Source organism: Klebsiella sp. H-Nf2, assembly GCF_002806645.1.
Classification (GTDB): domain Bacteria; phylum Pseudomonadota; class Gammaproteobacteria; order Enterobacterales; family Enterobacteriaceae; genus Klebsiella; species Klebsiella variicola.
The window spans coordinates 79,975-95,588 of the sequence record NZ_PIBL01000001.1 but is presented as its reverse complement, the minus strand read 5'-3'; the positions used below and the strand labels follow the sequence as shown (position 1 = coordinate 95,588).

Annotated in this window: 18 protein-coding genes; 2 read left to right on the top strand and 16 right to left on the bottom strand. The window is 55.6% G+C overall.

The genetic code is table 11. The annotated features are described in order from the left end of the window. Positions 1 to 99 precede the first annotated feature (99 nt). From CWM58_RS00510 to CWM58_RS00435, 16 genes are all read right to left on the bottom strand, one after another. Positions 100 to 1,197, bottom strand: coding sequence for a phage tail protein (locus CWM58_RS00510; RefSeq protein WP_100679940.1), 1,098 nt, complete (start codon positions 1,195 to 1,197; stop codon positions 100 to 102). Then, entirely contained in the window at positions 1,197 to 1,409 is a 213-nt protein-coding gene (locus CWM58_RS00505; protein WP_100679939.1) for a hypothetical protein, read from the bottom strand. The genes CWM58_RS00510 and CWM58_RS00505 overlap by 1 nt, the downstream gene beginning before the upstream one ends. After that, complete coding sequence (locus CWM58_RS00500; protein WP_100679938.1) at positions 1,406 to 4,432, bottom strand: phage tail protein I; 3,027 nt, start codon at positions 4,430 to 4,432, stop codon at positions 1,406 to 1,408. Before CWM58_RS00500 ends, CWM58_RS00505 begins: the two co-directional genes overlap by 4 nt. After that, on the bottom strand, positions 4,422 to 5,345 hold the full coding sequence (locus tag CWM58_RS00495; protein WP_100679937.1) for a baseplate J/gp47 family protein: 924 nt from the start codon (positions 5,343 to 5,345) through the stop codon (positions 4,422 to 4,424). Before CWM58_RS00495 ends, CWM58_RS00500 begins: the two co-directional genes overlap by 11 nt. A gap of 1 nt (position 5,346) precedes the next feature. Further along, a complete protein-coding gene (locus CWM58_RS00490; protein WP_100679936.1) occupies positions 5,347 to 5,697 on the bottom strand; it encodes a GPW/gp25 family protein in 351 nt (116 codons plus the stop codon). Then, on the bottom strand, positions 5,694 to 6,281 hold the full coding sequence (locus tag CWM58_RS00485) for a phage baseplate assembly protein V (RefSeq protein WP_100679935.1): 588 nt from the start codon (positions 6,279 to 6,281) through the stop codon (positions 5,694 to 5,696). Before CWM58_RS00485 ends, CWM58_RS00490 begins: the two co-directional genes overlap by 4 nt. Continuing rightward, entirely contained in the window at positions 6,278 to 6,913 is a 636-nt protein-coding gene (locus tag CWM58_RS00480; protein ID WP_100679934.1) for a phage virion morphogenesis protein, read from the bottom strand. Before CWM58_RS00480 ends, CWM58_RS00485 begins: the two co-directional genes overlap by 4 nt. Continuing rightward, a complete protein-coding gene (locus tag CWM58_RS00475) occupies positions 6,910 to 7,377 on the bottom strand; it encodes a phage tail protein (protein WP_100679933.1) in 468 nt (155 codons plus the stop codon). The genes CWM58_RS00480 and CWM58_RS00475 overlap by 4 nt, the downstream gene beginning before the upstream one ends. Further along, complete coding sequence (locus CWM58_RS28270; protein WP_165785664.1) at positions 7,378 to 7,653, bottom strand: peptidase; 276 nt, start codon at positions 7,651 to 7,653, stop codon at positions 7,378 to 7,380. Between the two features lie 246 nt (positions 7,654 to 7,899). After that, a complete protein-coding gene (locus CWM58_RS00465) occupies positions 7,900 to 8,445 on the bottom strand; it encodes a lysozyme (protein WP_100679932.1) in 546 nt (181 codons plus the stop codon). Further along, entirely contained in the window at positions 8,442 to 8,726 is a 285-nt protein-coding gene (locus tag CWM58_RS00460; protein ID WP_100679931.1) for a phage tail protein, read from the bottom strand. The genes CWM58_RS00465 and CWM58_RS00460 overlap by 4 nt, the downstream gene beginning before the upstream one ends. Beyond that, positions 8,717 to 8,917, bottom strand: a complete 201-nt coding sequence (locus tag CWM58_RS00455) for a tail protein X (protein ID WP_004131559.1) — start codon at positions 8,915 to 8,917, stop codon at positions 8,717 to 8,719. Before CWM58_RS00455 ends, CWM58_RS00460 begins: the two co-directional genes overlap by 10 nt. Further along, entirely contained in the window at positions 8,917 to 9,432 is a 516-nt protein-coding gene (locus CWM58_RS00450; RefSeq protein ID WP_023339940.1) for a head completion/stabilization protein, read from the bottom strand. Before CWM58_RS00450 ends, CWM58_RS00455 begins: the two co-directional genes overlap by 1 nt. Positions 9,433 to 9,544: 112 nt before the next feature. Then, positions 9,545 to 10,402: a phage terminase small subunit gene (gene gpM / locus CWM58_RS00445; protein WP_100679930.1), complete on the bottom strand. Its 858-nt coding sequence runs from the start codon at positions 10,400 to 10,402 to the stop codon at positions 9,545 to 9,547. 49 nt (positions 10,403 to 10,451) lie between these two features. After that, positions 10,452 to 11,486 carry a phage major capsid protein, P2 family gene (locus CWM58_RS00440; protein ID WP_047694575.1) on the bottom strand — a complete coding sequence of 345 codons (1,035 nt, stop codon included), beginning with the start codon at positions 11,484 to 11,486 and terminating at the stop codon, positions 10,452 to 10,454. A 9-nt stretch (positions 11,487 to 11,495) separates the two neighbouring features. Next, the gene (locus tag CWM58_RS00435; RefSeq protein WP_004213106.1) at positions 11,496 to 12,335 is read right to left on the bottom strand and encodes a GPO family capsid scaffolding protein; all 840 of its coding nucleotides are present in this window, start codon (positions 12,333 to 12,335) and stop codon (positions 11,496 to 11,498) included. A 156-nt stretch (positions 12,336 to 12,491) separates the two neighbouring features. Here CWM58_RS00435 and CWM58_RS00430 point away from each other — a divergent pair, with 156 nt between their 5' ends. Both CWM58_RS00430 and CWM58_RS00425 read left to right on the top strand, forming a co-directional pair. Further along, positions 12,492 to 14,219 carry a terminase large subunit domain-containing protein gene (locus CWM58_RS00430; protein WP_100679929.1) on the top strand — a complete coding sequence of 576 codons (1,728 nt, stop codon included), beginning with the start codon at positions 12,492 to 12,494 and terminating at the stop codon, positions 14,217 to 14,219. Further along, positions 14,213 to 15,274, top strand: coding sequence for a phage portal protein (locus CWM58_RS00425; RefSeq protein WP_100679928.1), 1,062 nt, complete (start codon positions 14,213 to 14,215; stop codon positions 15,272 to 15,274). Before CWM58_RS00430 ends, CWM58_RS00425 begins: the two co-directional genes overlap by 7 nt. Positions 15,275 to 15,614 lie beyond the last annotated feature (340 nt).

The following is a 15,614-nucleotide window of genomic DNA, read 5'->3' as shown; positions in this document are numbered from 1 at the left end:
TCGCGCAGCCTCCACCTCCAAATCATAATAACACCTTGCTTTCATTAATTCTCTGGATGTCATAACATTTCAAAAATAAACCTTCACCATTGTAAATTTTTATAGCTCACGTTTCCACATGCGCATAATGACGTATTTATTAGTCACATCAATGGATTTATTTTGGGTTTCCATCACTCCACTCTCATCAGTGTAAGTTCCATCAGTAAGCGCCAGCGGACCGCTTTTTTGGTTATCTGTTCCGTGGGTAGTGTTCGGGTCCCACGTAGCACCTGGCGATCTATCACCAGAACGATGCCAGTGGGGAGGCAGGTTATCCGCCTCAAGTTTTACTTTGTTACTGCCACCGGTCACGCCATATTGAGAGCCAATACGCACAACCCTGTCAGCAAAGGTTTCGCTTAAATCCGTCCAAGTCTGCCAGGGAAACCGCTTCGCTGGGCTTTGCTCGCCTGCGACAACGATTCCAACGTAAAAAATGGCGTCAACAATAGCCTTGTATCCTACTCCATCGCTGTCCAGCCCCAGCGACTTTAGCGCCTCTGATGGATCGCTCAGATCGGACAGGTTTTTCTCTTTTTGCAGTGCGCCGTCGATGCGCGAGTCATCCCCCGCAGCTACCGTTCCCGCCTCGGTGCCCACGTCGCGCGTAGCTGAATTCCCCAGCTCCAGATTATCCCGGGCCTCTTCGGTATCGTTTAAATCAGAAAGATTTTGTGCTCGCCGCAGATAGCGTTTATCACCTGTTTCCTGCGTGAGTGTGGCAAGCGCCGGATCGATAACAAGCTGCACGCTTGAGCTGTGCGTCAGCGTCAACACCAGCGTCAGAATGATCTCTTTGATGATGGAATCAGATTGTGCCGGGAGGTATGTCGCCGGATATGTGCCATAAGCAATGAGCGTACCCTTAGCGCTGACCAGCCCCGCTTCTCTGAGCGTTTTACCTGGATAATCCTGACAGTTGATAACGATCTGACCGCTGATAAACCCCTCATAGCTTGAATCAGAGTCAAAGGTTTCACGGCCAAACTGTCCAAAAAGCGCCGTCACCGCCGCCAGGTCATCGGGATCGGTCGGCAATGTCACGCCGCCACCATCGCCGATCAGCACGGAGGTAATATCCACCACCTCCCCCGCCTGATACGCGGCCTCGATTTCGGCGGCGCCCGCCGTGGTTAGTGTCAGTCCCGTGGCCATTATGCCTCCTCATTTTTTGTTTCTGGCTCAATGCCGTACACACTGGCAAGGCGATCATAAAAATCATCACTTACGGTCTTGCGGTCAGCATCGATATCGCCTTCATCAAGATAAATCACGCCGGCGATCTGAAGCCGGTTCAGGTGCTCAAGGAAAAACGCATCGGTCTGGCAAAAGTCGATTAGGCTTTTTAATTGATTGAATGTTTTCATAATTTATTCGTTATCCAGTTGCCGGGTAAATCGTCGTAATCGTCCAGGCCCACGCAGGCATAAAACGCGTAATAGTGCGCGGTGACGTTCGGCACCTTGCCCATAAATACCAGGCCTTTGCCGGCCAGTAATGCGCAGCTCCTGAATATTGCCGTTGTGGTGACAATCTCCGGGTAACTCGCAAGATTGAATATCGTGTTAACGTCGCTGCGTAATGACGCGCAGCCGTCAAACAGATAACCCACCGTCGTGACCGCCGTGGTGTTGAGTAATCCCGCCCCGACGACTTCCAGCGCACCACATTCCGAAAAGACATTTGTGAATACCGTGGCACTTATGCTGGCGGCAAAAAGACCGGCTGGCACTGAGCGCAGGTTTTTACAGCCCCTGAAGGTCTGGCCGTAAGAGGTCACCAGCGGGTTGCCGCTGAACAGGTTTTCCGGTATTTCCTCCACGCCGGTATTCTGGAACGTGGCGCCAAACGAGGTAATAAGCGAGCAGGACGCAAACAGCGTCGGCGGAATATTTACCAGCGAGGTGCAACCGTAGAACGTCGATCCGGCACCGGACAGCAGAATGTTGTTTTTCAGCAAATCGCCGGGCAATACCGCCAGTGAGGTACAACCCGAGAATGTCAGCGTTAACGAAGTGAGATTGATGCAACCATCAAGCAGGCCGGACGGTAGCGCGATCAGTGCGCTGCAATCACGGAATGTCGATCCCATACCTTTCAGAGATACCATGTCACTGAACAGTTCTTTTGGCAGTCCAGCCAACGCGGAGCACTTGTCGAACATGAAATCGACGGCTGTCACTTTGGCGCAACCGGCAAACATATCTCCCGCGAGAGAAACCAGAGAGCGGCAACCTGAAAACGTATAGCCCAGGCTGGTTAACGCGCTACATCCCCGAAATGCGCCGTCCCCCACAGAAACCAGCGAAGTACAGTTTACAAAAGCGTATGTGAATGTCGTTACCAGCGCTTTCTCAGCAAAAGCATCAGCATCAATTTTCGTGAGCGATCCACAGTTAGCAAAAGCGTATGAGAAAGTGGTGACTTTAGCGCAGTCAGTAAAAGACGGGAGCGCCGTCAGGCTGCTGCACCCATAAAACGTACTGGCAAAGGTCGTCACCTCTACGCAGCCGCTGAAAATATCTTTCGCTACAGTTTCAAGAGAGCGGCAGCTGTAAAATGCAGAGGCGAATGTCTGCGCCTGGCTGCACCCGGCAAATAAACCCGCGCCGACCGTTTTCAGCGAACTGCAACCAGAAAAGACCGTGCCGAAATAGGTCACTTTCGACAGACCAGCAAACAGACCGGCAGGAACAGAAAGAAGCTGCGAACAGCCAGTGAATGCACCGCCAAAATGATTCGCTTCAGAACATGTTTTAAACAGGTTGGCGGGAATTGCCGTCAGTGCCGTGCAATTCTGGAATACGCCGGTGAATGCGCCGCCCGGAACATCCGCAAACATATCAGCAGGCAAGACAAGAAGATTTTTACACGCCCTGAAGCTATAAGAGAATGTCCCTGCTGAACCGCATCCTGTAAATATTCCCGTGCCGATATTTGCAAGCATTGAGCAACCATCAAACGCGTAACTGAAATTCACCGCAGATACACAGCTGTGGAACAAATTATTGCCGATACTGATCAGGCCGGTGCAGCCTGCAAATACCGATGAGAAGTCGATCGCATCGGGCTGGTTTGCAAATAGCCCCGATGGAACCTCAGTAAGCGATGTACACCCTCTGAATGCGTCTGAAAAATCCTCTATCTTCATGCGAGAAAACAACGATGCCGGAATACCTGTAAGCGACGAGCAGTTGGTAAAAATATTTTTGCAGTTATTCACGTTTGGCAAATCGTCAAATGCTCCGGGACGAATAGCCATTAATCCGGTGGTATCCAAAGCGAACCCTGAAAGATGACCTCTTTCCCCTGTAACACTAATCAATTCCACAACAGGGTTCAGTTTCGAAGAATAGTTAGATAAACGGCTGCGCAGACAGGCGGTTTCCGTGTTCTTAACCGTGATGGTGTATTCCTTTCCCTGTACTAATTCACGTGTAGGAATAACCCAACCTGAAGCTTCACTGGCGGGATCGAAACGGTAATCCCGGCTGTCAATGCCGTCGCCATAGTCAACCGTGAAACCCTCGTCCATATGAGCAAAGAATATTGGCTTGGTTGCACTGTCGATGCGGGTAATGAACTTCATTACCGAGACCACTTTTATGCTGATCACCGCACTGATGCCATTAGTCGTCGTAACGGTGACCGAACAGGTACCTCGCTTCATGCCCGTAACCAGAATATCGCCGTTGACTATTCTGGCGGTCGCGATTGTTTGATCCGATGTAGTTACCGTAAAGGTTTTATCTTCCGCGTATTCGGGGAGAATTGTCACCGTGACCGTTTCCGCGTCCCCGGGGGCCAGATTCAGCTCGTAGCGGGATAAAACCACCTGCAACGGGACAAAGCGCGGCGTGATTTTCTCCGTGGCGTACATGTAACCGGCCGCATACGAGGTTCCCTGAGGTCGGCCAAATACATGAACGGAAAACCAGCTGCGCAGATTCCTGGCGCGCAGCACCGCCAGTTTTAGATCCTGCTGGTCGTATTCCGTTACCGGCAAATCGTTCTGATACACGTTCAGGCGAAAGGTATACGGATCCCCTTTCGGGTTCTGATTGAACCATTCAACAATATCCGTCCCGAAAGGACTGTCCACCAGGGCATGACGGACGGCGGCGACCGTACCACGATGGCGGTGGATGTAGTGGGCGCGCTTGATCGCATCGCGTTTCTTTTGTTCTGACCAGTTAATATTCCAGGTATCAACCTGATATTCCCACGCCAGCCACGGCAGCAGCGCCAGCGGGCAACTGTCCGGATCTTTAACCCAACGAATCAGATATACAGGCAACTTCGCCAGTGCTGCGGCGCTGGCCCTGTCGATGGCCCGCTCCACGGCGGTGGCGTTGGGGGGAAGAATGCTGGCGGGATAATTAGCGGTCATGGTCCATCACCACAAGATTGATTTTCACGGCGGTGCAATGCGGGGCTTCGCCCATCGTCGCAACGACGTCGGCGACGGGTGAATGCAAATCGACGGTGACAACGCCGTCCTGATGCAGCGCACCGTCTATGCCCGACCGTGCAGCGGTGGCGTTGATGAGATGCACAGAGGCGGTGTATTCGTTCAGTGCTGCGGTGGCTTTTTCCAGCACCGTGGCGGTGTCCACGCCGTAAGGGACGTAAATGTCAGCAAGCACCTGATAATTCACAATCACAGCGGAGCGGACATAATCGGACACATAATCCGTAATCGGTCGCACGTCTTCCGGGTTCACCGCTGCCAGGACTTTATCGAGCAGAGCCTGCGGGGCGGTCCCATCTCCGGTACGTGACAGCACGTAGAGAAAAACGCGTCCTTCCTGGTTATGGGTTTCAGGGCCATAGGCACGCGCATCGAGCACATCCGCATCCGCACCTCGCGCAAAGTAGTGATAGGCATTTCTGGCGCCCGCAGTGCTCAGGCGAGCCCATGAGAGCAGCGTGCGGCCACGCAGCTCTTCGTCGCTTTCATATACAGCGTCCGCCTCGTCGTTAGCTTCGGTAATCAGCAGGCGTTCTGTGTCAAAATTCCCGGCGACCTGATCGAGATCCGCCCCCAGGGCGCTCGAAAGCAGCACCGCGCGCACGGCTTCATTGATACGTTGCAGCAGATGGATCTCGCGATAGGTGAAGGCTTGGGCCAGTGCCGCCATCGGTTCAGATTCCAGCAGCAGCGCAGCAGACACAGAAGCCTGAAGTTCCACAGGCATGGCCGCCACGATAAGCGCCCGGATATCAGCCAGCACCGTTTCAAAATCGGGCACCTCGACGATATCAGGCTGTGGGATCTGAGATAAATCGACGGACGTTTGCACATTAGCTCCTTAGCCTGATGGTGTTACTGGTTTCTGTCATGGTTTCCGTGATAGTGCCGGTCAGTTCAGCAGTCACCGCGCCTGTTTCTGAAAACACCACGTTGACGGTAGTCAGGCTGATCCGCGGCTCCCACTGCGCCAGCGCGATAGCGGCGGCGCCCATCAGCTGCATGCGGGTGACGGCGTTCTGCGGCGCATCGAGCAAATCAGGGATCGCGCTGCCAAACTCCCGGCGCATCACACGGGAGCCTGTTGGCGTGGTGAGGATTTTTGTCACGGACTGCCAGAGCTGATCGTGATCGGTCAGCGCGCCGGTGCCTTCCGGGTTCATCCCGGTATAACTGGCTGTCATTGCGGGCCTCCCGTGCTACTCCCGCCAGACTGCACGCCACCGTGTTTATGTTCGTGTACGGTGATCCCGTTTGACTGCAACACGCCGCCGGAATGGAACACATCACCGGCCATCGTGCCGCCGTGGGTCAGTTCGAAAGTGCGCACTTTAAGTTTTTCTGTGCATTCCACCTCGGGCGAGTCCAGCGTGACGCGGGTTTCCGCCTGGATATGCGCGGTTTTAATGCCGGTCACGGCCAGCGCTCCGGCATCGTCGGCAGCGTCGTAATGCAGGCGAGCGCCATCCGGTGCGGTGATGATGATTTCCAGCAGGCTGCTGCCCATTGGCGGATTATCTGCGCTATATGCAGAGCCAATCACAAATGCGTTTTCAGGGTTGCCGCCCGGGCAACCGATCCAGACCTGCTCCCCTATCGAGGGAGGCAGCCAGATGCTGAATGCCCCAGCGCGGATGACGTTCCAGCGGATCCATGTGGTCAGCAGCCTGCCGGAGCGAACGCGCACCGCTTTCTTATCGACGCTGATTTGCTCCACAACGCCCTGGCGCAGAATGTTTTCCAGCAGGCGCATCAGTTCGGCATTCATGACGCACCGCCCAGACTGCTGATAACGGCGTTTTCCGTAGCGATCAGGTCTGCCGGAGTCATGCCCAGCAGTTCGCGCGCCGGGTACTGCGCGTAAGCGCCCGGACCAACCTCATCTTTGAGGCCGTACTGGTGAATACGGGCAATGCGCGCAGCGATGCCGTCAAATCCTACGGTGACGCCGCCCGCGTCCGGCCTGACCTTCATAAAACGCAGGGTGCGCAGGCGGGTAAACATCGGCGCTTTTTTTGTCTCTGAATGCATAGCTGATTGCGTTTTGATTTCCAGATACCGCTCGATATCGGCCCGGTAGAAGGTGCGGATATCCCGGCGCTTCTCGTCAAAACCCGTGATTGTCCGGCCATATTTACCGCGCCCGCCGCGCCAGTTTTTCAGCGCCCGCACCTCGTTATTCCAGAAGAACTTGATCCCCTGCTGGGTGCGGTAAACTTTACGGCGGCGCACGGCATAGCCGCTGCCGTCCGGGTTTTTCTGTGACGCGATACGGCGCTGCTGACTGCGGCGCACTGCCAGGCCAATTTTGCGCGCGGTACGGATGCGCCCCGCCGGGCTGACGCCGTCGAGAATGTCCTGAAAGACCTGATCCAGCTCGCTGAACATGCGATCGCTCACGCTCCGGCCTCCTGAAGCATGCCTTCAAATACCAGCCCCCAGCCAGTTGCGTGGGGTGTCAGCACGCGCGGGCGCGGCTCCGGCAAATGCTCGGCATACGGCACGCCGTTTTCATCCAGTTGCACCAGTACCCGCTGATGTACCGGCAGCTCAAACATCAGATCGGCGGTGTCATCGCTGTTAATCAGCGTGGTGAATTTAATCTGCTGGTTTTTATCCGGGTTCAGCAGCAGATCGGGCTGATTAAACCAGAGCCAGGCCATCAGCGGCAGCGTGAAGTCGTCAATGCTCCCGGCGTAGTTCATGACGAACAGCACCAGAGAATAGCGGTACATGAATGACGGCGTTTCACCGGTGGTTTCAATGCCACCCTCTTCAACAAACACCGTCCAGGCCTCCGGGTTCGCCCGACACCAGGTGTTTGCTTTCTCAATAGCGGCGCGGAGGGTGTCTATCTTCAGCATTTATGGCTCCTTACGGGTGTTCTGGCGCAGGTTATCCCACTGGCGGATCGTTGCTTTGTCAGCATTGCAGGCATCAAGCGCATCCATCAGCCTGTCGCTGAATATCGCCACTGCGCCCCAGGTCACTGGCTTATCCAGTGCCGGGCGTGGCGTCTCTGCGGTCAGGCTCTCCGGGACGGGTTCCCGAATCAGCTGAATGCTCGGCGCGTGCTGTACGTTTTTGCAGGCTGCGACTGACAGCGTCAGGCACAGGAGTAACAGCGCACGTGTCACCATTGAACGCGGCCTGCATTGCTTCACGTCGGCGCTCCCCTTCTGCATTACGCTGTTGCTCACGGACTTTTACCTCTGCCAGTAACTTATGGGTTTGTATGGCGGTCGCCTTCACTTCCTGGATAACCAGGTCGTAACCGGTCGCCGTTTCGGTCAGCAGCTTGTTGCGGGTCCGGGCCTCGCTCAGCTGGTCGGTCTGCCACCAGACAGCGGCCAGCAGGACAAGCATTACAATCACACTGCCCGCCCTCATGACGGGGTACTCAGGCCCAGCAGGCACCAGGCTTTAAAATCATTGCGCCGGTTAACCAGACCGGCGGAGCGCTTACCGCCCACATTGACGAAATCAGTCAGCCTGTTGCACATCTGCGGCCATTGCCTGGCCTGAGCATGCTTCCAGATCGTGGTCCTCTGCTTGCGTCCGTTTTTATCGGTGAACCACATCAGCCCAGTGCAGCCCAGATTCAGGGCGGCATCCGTCATGGCCTCAAAGGTAAGCTGCGGCATGTCGGCACCGTGGAAATTGTTATTGATGCAGTTTTCTGCCCGTTGCAGATCGTTGATCCAGCGCCGCGCTATTTCCTGGTTGCTGTATTCGCGGTTTTCCACGCCGCTCGTGGAGCCGATACCAATGGTCAGCGCACCCGCCGTGCAGTAATAAGGCGTGCTGCGACAGTCTTCCCAACCGGCAATTTTCTGCTGCCCCTCTTTCGACGTTCTGACGCTCCCGGGCGCCAGCGAAATACCCAGGGCCACAATCACCGCAATCGAACATTTTTTGATGATGTTCTTCATGCCGGTTTGTCTCCGTGCAGTTGCTCCAGCAGCTGCCGTTCGCGGTCCGACAGGTTGCGGGTTTCCGCCTGGCGGAGAATCTGCTCTATCAAATCGTTACGGCGCTGGCTGGCCTCCTCAATGCGTCGACGGTGAATCGCCAGACGGACGGCGGAAACAATCCCCAAAAGAAGTCCAGCCAGCGCCAGCTTTTCGCTGACGGTCATCACGCCCACGCCGGTCACCAGGGCGGATGTTGCAAACGCAAAATATTCGTTAATACGATCCAGAGTCATTCCCATAACTGGACGGTTACCCGTTCCACCTCGCTGGTTATCACGGGCATTTCGATCTCCTGCCCGGCATTCAAAAATATCTGGTTGCTCAGTCCCGGATTGGCTTCGAGCACCTTCTCCGTGACACCTGCGGTTTTGCCGTAATGACGCCAGCAGAGCTGATCAACCGTGTCGTTTTGCAACGCCCTGACTTTCATCAGAACAGCTCCGCATAGATACGGGCTTCTTCCCGAATGTCAGCGATACTCCAGCGCCCGTCCCGCCATAGATCGTCGATCTGCCTGTCCAGGGCCTCCGCATCCTTGTCGCCCTTTGGCGTGGTGCCGACGTCCCTGTAACCTTCCAGTACGCTGGCGCGCGTGAAGGAGTAGACCGCGCGTCGGAAGCGATAAACTTTTGCGCTTTCGCCGTTAATCTGCTCGACAGGTTCACCGGCGGAAGTCAGCAGTACAGAAGCCAGTGACTCCGCGCCTTCCGCTTCCCTTTGCTTGCGCCAGTCCTTCAATTGATCCGCGACATGCAGCGCGGCCTCCGTTGCCATATGCATTAATCGGGATGTTGTAATGTCACCGGCGATGCGGGCAGCCAGGCGCAGATCGTGGAGTTTTACCGTCGGCCAGAAAGTGCCGATGGCAATCTGTGCGCCGCCGTCGTCCACGTCTGTCACATCACTTTCAGCAGGTCTGACGGGGCGCTGTGCGATAAAACTCATCGTCGTTTCTCCGGTAGGTCAGGCGGTGGGCGTCCGGTAAAAAGACCGCATTACGGGCAGATCGCCGGGCGCGCCGCCTGTGGCGCGGGGCCAGTTCATTACGCTCAGGCGTTTACTTTGTGGCGGTTTTCGTTGTCTTTTTTGCCGCCGTTTTGCGGGTGGCTTTTTGAGTGCCGGCCGCCGTTTTCGTCTGCTTGCGTGTTCGTGTGGCTTTTTCTGCTGCGGATGTTTCGGGTGCCGCTGCATCTCTGAATGAAGTCTCATCTTCCGCATAACCTCCCGCCGCGCTGATCTGCGGTGCCTTCTTCAGGGTGCTGACCAGAGAGGCGATCTCCCGTTTCACACCTGCACCCGGGTTCAGGCTCATGGCTTCCCGGAAGAGTTTCAGCGCTTCGCCTTTGGTTTCCGCGTCTTCCGTGTCACGACGGCAAAATGCCCTCACCTTGCACAGCTTCGCGCGGACCTCATCCGGCATATCACTGTCAGCCACAATTTCGGCCAGCTCGTCCAGCATGGGGATATAGCCTGACAAATCGGCTCCGGCGTCCGTGGTAGCGAGGTTCAGAATGGGATTACAGATTTCCTCGGTCAGTACCGTGGGTGCCGGGCGGCGATAGTTGTCATCCGGCATGCTCAGGCCATGCTTAACGACATAGCGCCCGATACGCAGCGCCAGCGCATAGTCGGAGCAGTCCACCGCCCACACCATCAGCGTGGTGATGACCGGATCGGCGCGCCCGCTGTCGCCCTCGATCGTGCCGTCAATCCATCCCTGAAACTCAGGAAGGATGCTGGCCTTTACAGCGGCCTTCGCCTGGCGGGACTGGATTTGGCTTAGCGAAGATTTATGCATATGCAGGCGAAAGAGGATCTGCTCATGCGCGGTGCGCGTCTCCGCGTCACGCTCATCACTGATGCCCCGCCTCTCTGCCATGACCTTCTGAAAGTGTCTTTGTGCCGGTGTCAGCATGGGTTCATTCTCCTGGGCGGGCTTGCTGCCCGCCATGTGATGGGGATAATCAGGCGAATGTCACGCCGTCGATCATGGCAATCATGCCGTACTCTTCAATGACATAGTCATCATTGCTGGACTGGTAAGTCGCCACGCGGTTGTAGTGCGGCTCTTCCCGGATAGAGCGACGCAGGGAGCCTTTCTGGTAGTACACAGAGAGGTTTTTCAGGTTGGTGATCAGCACTACATCTTCAGGAATACCCGGGACAAAGACCGTCGGCAGACCGCCGATCTTTTCCTGGCTGACAATGAGCTGCGCGGCCAGCAGTTCGGTATTCGGATTGGTCTGACTGAGCGCGTTCACTTTCGGCAGGTTCACTTTCAGCAGCAGATCGGACGAGAGCACAGTCACCAGGCCGGGAGCGCGGCGGAACCAGGGATCCATAAGGCTGTGACGCGCATCAAGTACGGCGGCATCAATATTGCCGTAGGTGCCTGACGCAATTATCGCGTTATTCTCATCACGGGAGGTCAGCGTGATACCCGGCATAATGCGCTGCGGCGCTTCATTGCGGATTTTTTGCAGCCAGCCAACGCCGCAATCCTGCAATAACGGGTAGGTCGTGCGGTCGGAATTTTCAGAGTAATGCGTGCCATTAAAGCCAATCATCTGGCGATCCAACCCCAGCTGACGAGCCATCGCATTACTGATTAATGACTGAAATTCAGGGTGACCGGCCCACGCGTCCAGCTCCGCATACGAAAGCGCATAGTCATAGTTGGTTTTGCGGCAGTGGTAGTTCTGCGGCTCTTTGTTATGGTTCGGTGCAGGGTTACGGCGGTTGGTGCCGTCCGAGCTGTTATTGGTGCTCGCCATCGGTCCCTTACTGCCAATTTTTACTTTCTGCCCTTCCTGCTCTTTAACCCCAAAGTGGTTAACCAGCTTCATGAAGTCATCCGACTCCATGGCGGCCTGTTCCAGTTTTTGCTGGATAGTCGGATCGACGCTGAAACGATTGGCAACGGCTGAGGGTGAGACACCGTTCAGATGTGCCTGGCGCACAATGTACTTATCAAATAGTTCGCGGGTCTGGTTTTCCATGGTTACCTCTTAGAAGTCTGCAAGCTGCGCGCTGCTGTTGCCGGTTGCCGCCGGTCGTGCGCTGTAATTTTCTGCGGGCTGGAGCTGAAGCTGACCGCGCAGCTCGTTAAGTTCGCTGGTCAGTTGCTGAATGGTGGCTTTATCCTGTTGGCGGTCCTGTTCCAGGGCACTGAACCGGTCAATCTGGTCTGCCTGAGATTGAGCAACGGCTTCAACAACCTGATGCAACTGACTGAACCGCTGATCGTCGGTTTTCTGGCCTTTACCAAGGATGCCCATCACGCGGTTGAACCAGTTGACGCCCTCCTCGCTGCGATGAGCGGCCAGTTCGATCACTTCAGCTTCAAGCGCATCAGAGAACAGCGGCGCCTCGATCTGCTGGTTATTGAAGGCCATCACCTGCGCGCGCTGCTGCGCGGCAAATTTAAGGCGCTCAGTCCCCAGACTTGCCGGGGTGTCCGTCATCGCCAGGCCGACCACATACGCCTTACCGTTAAGGGCAAACTGCGGATGCAGCTCAATACTGGAATAGATTTTTTTTCCTTCATCGGTGAGCTGCTTCATTCGTGCCGAAGCGTCGATCTCGGCATAGAGCGCCGTACGACCGGCCAGCGGCCCTTCGGTGATATCCTCCGCGCTTAAAGCAACAACATCCCCCATGGCGCCAAAATTGCTGTCAGGAAGCATGGAGAGATAGTGCTCCACGTTCACGCGGGCGCCGTAAACGGCCGGGTTGTAGCTCGCCGCCGCATCGCGGAGGTGCTGCGGCTGGATCTCGCGCCCGTCAACGGTGGCGCCGGAAACCGCAACGCGAAACTTTTTGCGGGCGGGTTTAGTCGTGCTGGCCATGTCGTTTTATCCTGTTGATTTATGTCAGTCGCTGCATCATCGCAGAGCCTGAAAGCCCGGCGCCACGCGGTTTTGTTGTCGGAGAACGGCCAGACCTGAAAGCCCGAGCCGCGGGGATCGCGCGCAGGTAATCTCCCTGCTCAAAAGGGGGAAGTGATGATTCAGGATGCGTTTATTCGATTAAGGGCAAAACAGCTCTACTGGCAGGGTTACCCGCCCGCCGAAATTTCGCGACTCATGGGCATCAACTCAAACACGGTTTATTCGTGGAAAAAGCGCGACGCATGGGATGACACAACGCCCATCAAACGGGTGACGCAATCCATTGACACCCGTCTCTGCCAGCTGAGCGCGAAAGACAATAAATCCAGTGGCGATTTCAAAGAGATTGACCTGTTAACCCGGCAGTTGAAAAAGCTGGATACCGGGCAGGCTTCCACTATCACCAGCGTAAAAAAAACCAGTCGTCGCAAGAAGAAAAATCACTTCTCCGAGGAGCAGATCGAGGCGTTGCGCTTAAAAATTCTCGACTCTCTCGCATGGCACCAGCGCGGCTGGTACGAACAACGAGATCAGCGTAACCGGATGATCCTCAAATCGCGGCAGATCGGGGCAACCTGGTACTTTGCCCGCGAGGCATTACTGGGCGCACTGAGAACGGACGTTAAGCACGACTATCAGCGCAACCAAATTTTTCTGTCGGCGTCCCGCAAGCAGGCGCTCCAGTTCCGCAACTTCATCCGTAAAGCGGCTGAAGAGGTGGACGTCGAACTTAGAGGCGGTGAGCAAATCACGTTGTCAAACGGCGCGGAGCTGCATTTTCTCGGGACGTCGGCGGCGACGGCGCAGTCGTACACCGGCCACCTGCGATTTGATGAGTTTTTCTGGACAGGAAACTTTATCAACCTGCGCAAAGTTGCCGGCGCCATGGCAACGCTCAAAGGCTTAACACGCACGTACTTCTCCACGCCATCCAGCGAAAGCCATGAAGCCTATCAGTTCTGGACTGGCGATCGATGGAATGCGAAACGGCCTAAAGCGCAGCGCGTTGACTTTGACGTTTCATGGAAGAAAACCCATAGCGGCGTGCTTTACCCGGATAAAACGTGGCGGCAGATCGTCACTATTCAGGACGCTATCAACAACGGCTGGGACTACACCGACATTGATGAAATCAGGGACGAAAACAGCCCCGATGAATTTGAAAACCTGTACATGTGCGAGTTCGTCAAAGACGGCGAAAGCGCGTTCAATCTTAGCCAGTTACTGGGGTGCGGCGCTGACGGGTATGACGACTGGCCCGACTGGAAACCGTTCGCCAGTCGCCCTATGGGCCAACGTGAGGTGTGGCTGGGCTACGACGCCAACGGTGGCAGCGGCAATGGTGATGCCGGTGCTTTGTCCGTAACTGTCCCTCCCCTTGTGGTTGGCGGCCGGTTTCGCACGGTTGAATTGAAGCAACTGCGAGGGCTGGAGTTTGAGCAGCAGGCGGCGGTCATCAAAGAGGCTGCCGAGCGCTACAACGTCACTCACATCGCCATCGACGGACAAGGCGTCGGAGAGGCGGTCTGGCAAATTGTTAAAAACTGGTTCCCGGCGGCTATTTGCTACCAGATGAGCCTCTCTTCCAAGCGCGCCCTTGTCCTCAAAATGTTGCAGGTCATCCGCGCCGGCCGCTGGGAATATGACCGCAGCGAGCAGGGCCTGGTCAGAGCCTTTAACGCTGTTCGCAAAGTTGTTACGCCCGGCGGTTTCATCACTTACGAAACTGACCGATCGCGCGGCGTAAGCCATGGTGATATGGCGTGGGCAACCATGCTTTCGATTATTAATGAACCGTTGGGCCAGGAAAGTGGCGGCGGTGGTTTCGCAATGGGATGGTAACTTTGAAAAAGAAATACGGTAAAAAGCCGATAGCCAGCACAGCCGGTTCTGACATTGCGGAGTCACTGAAGGCCGATCCCGCGTTGACAGCGTTCAGCTTTGATGGCCCTTATCCCGTGCGTGATATGGCCGATTTGCTGGACAATCTCTATTGCCTGGACAACGGGCGATACTATGAGACGCCAGTGGATTTTTACGGGCTGGCTAAAGCTCCACGTCAGAGCGCCTGGCATGAGTCGGCGTTGTATTTCAAACGAAATGTGCTCACCGGCTGCTTTATCCCGCACAAGCTGCTCAATCGCCAGACCTTTTCCGCGTTTGCGCTGGACTGGTTCACGTTTGGCAATGCCTATCTCGAATTGCCGCGTAATCGCCTGGGCGGCCCGCTACCCTTCAAACACTCTCTGGCGAAGTACACCCGGCGTGGGAGCACAGATCTCGATCAATACTGGTTTATCCGGCGCTGGAAAGAAGAGCACACGTTCAAATCAGGAACGGTTTGTCACGTTCTGAACCCTGATATTAATCAGGAGGTCTACGGTATGCCGGAATATATGGCAGCACTGCTGGCCGCCAGCCTGGCCCACTCCGCTGACATGTTCCGTAAGTTGTACTACGACAACGGATCGCATGCTGGATGTATTGTCTATATTGGCGCTGGACAGGTTGATGATAAAAGCATGAAGGCAGTCAAAGAGACGTTGACCGGTGCGCGTGGGAAAGGCGCATTTAAAAACCTGCTGCTGCATGCGCCAGGCGGCGGCAAAGACGGCGTGCAAATCCTCCCCTTCCAGCAGATCACGGCGAAAGATGAATTTATCAACATTAAGAACGCCACCCGGGACGACATACTCGCAGCGCACCGTATCCCGCCGCAGCTGATGGGCGCCATGCCAGAGGGAAACGGATCATTTGGGGATATCGAGAAAGCCGCCCGGGTGTACGCTATCAACGAACTGACACCCGTGATGGAGGCGCTGAAGGTGGTGAACGAGTGGATCGGAGAAGAAGTGATCCGCTTTAACCCTTACGCGTTGCTTACCCTTGAGAAATAACCGCCAGAAAATTCAGTTTCTTTAAACCACATCAGCCATTTATAACAGGCCAGCGTTTTCGCTGGCCCCATCTTTTCTGCTGAAAAAATCCCGCATCAGCGCCCCTCTGCGCGTCGCTGCTTTTCCCTGCAAAAGGCATGCCACCAACCAAAACGAGCGCTCACCGTGACGCAGAAACCGTGAAATTGCGTATTCTGCCGCATTCCCTACCCTGACCCATTTGCGGGGGCTTGCCCCCCGTCACCTGCGCGCAGTGAACCTATTGTTTTTCGTGCATGCACAAAACCAGTCCCGAACCGCTCCAAGCGTGGCTTAAGGGCGATGGAGGACATCAAAAAAA

Bases quoted from the DNA above. Each gene is read 5' to 3' on its own strand.
- CWM58_RS00460 (WP_100679931.1), bottom strand. From the start codon at position 8,726: ATGGGAATGACTCTGGATCGTATTAACGAATATTTTGCGTTTGCAACA.
- gpM (WP_100679930.1), bottom strand. From the start codon at position 10,402: ATGCTGACACCGGCACAAAGACACTTTCAGAAGGTCATGGCAGAGAGG.
- CWM58_RS00430 (WP_100679929.1), top strand. From the start codon at position 12,492: ATGATTCAGGATGCGTTTATTCGATTAAGGGCAAAACAGCTCTACTGG.
- CWM58_RS00505 (WP_100679939.1), bottom strand. From the start codon at position 1,409: ATGAAAACATTCAATCAATTAAAAAGCCTAATCGACTTTTGCCAGACC.
- CWM58_RS00490 (WP_100679936.1), bottom strand. From the start codon at position 5,697: ATGACAGCCAGTTATACCGGGATGAACCCGGAAGGCACCGGCGCGCTG.
- CWM58_RS00475 (WP_100679933.1), bottom strand. From the start codon at position 7,377: ATGCTGAAGATAGACACCCTCCGCGCCGCTATTGAGAAAGCAAACACC.
- CWM58_RS00440 (WP_047694575.1), bottom strand. From the start codon at position 11,486: ATGGAAAACCAGACCCGCGAACTATTTGATAAGTACATTGTGCGCCAG.
- CWM58_RS00465 (WP_100679932.1), bottom strand. From the start codon at position 8,445: ATGAAGAACATCATCAAAAAATGTTCGATTGCGGTGATTGTGGCCCTG.
- CWM58_RS00455 (WP_004131559.1), bottom strand. From the start codon at position 8,917: ATGAAAGTCAGGGCGTTGCAAAACGACACGGTTGATCAGCTCTGCTGG.
- CWM58_RS00435 (WP_004213106.1), bottom strand. From the start codon at position 12,335: ATGGCCAGCACGACTAAACCCGCCCGCAAAAAGTTTCGCGTTGCGGTT.
- CWM58_RS00425 (WP_100679928.1), top strand. From the start codon at position 14,213: ATGGTAACTTTGAAAAAGAAATACGGTAAAAAGCCGATAGCCAGCACA.
- CWM58_RS00510 (WP_100679940.1), bottom strand. From the start codon at position 1,197: ATGGCCACGGGACTGACACTAACCACGGCGGGCGCCGCCGAAATCGAG.
- CWM58_RS00485 (WP_100679935.1), bottom strand. From the start codon at position 6,281: ATGAATGCCGAACTGATGCGCCTGCTGGAAAACATTCTGCGCCAGGGC.
- CWM58_RS00450 (WP_023339940.1), bottom strand. From the start codon at position 9,432: ATGAGTTTTATCGCACAGCGCCCCGTCAGACCTGCTGAAAGTGATGTG.
- CWM58_RS28270 (WP_165785664.1), bottom strand. From the start codon at position 7,653: ATGGTGACACGTGCGCTGTTACTCCTGTGCCTGACGCTGTCAGTCGCA.
- CWM58_RS00500 (WP_100679938.1), bottom strand. From the start codon at position 4,432: ATGACCGCTAATTATCCCGCCAGCATTCTTCCCCCCAACGCCACCGCC.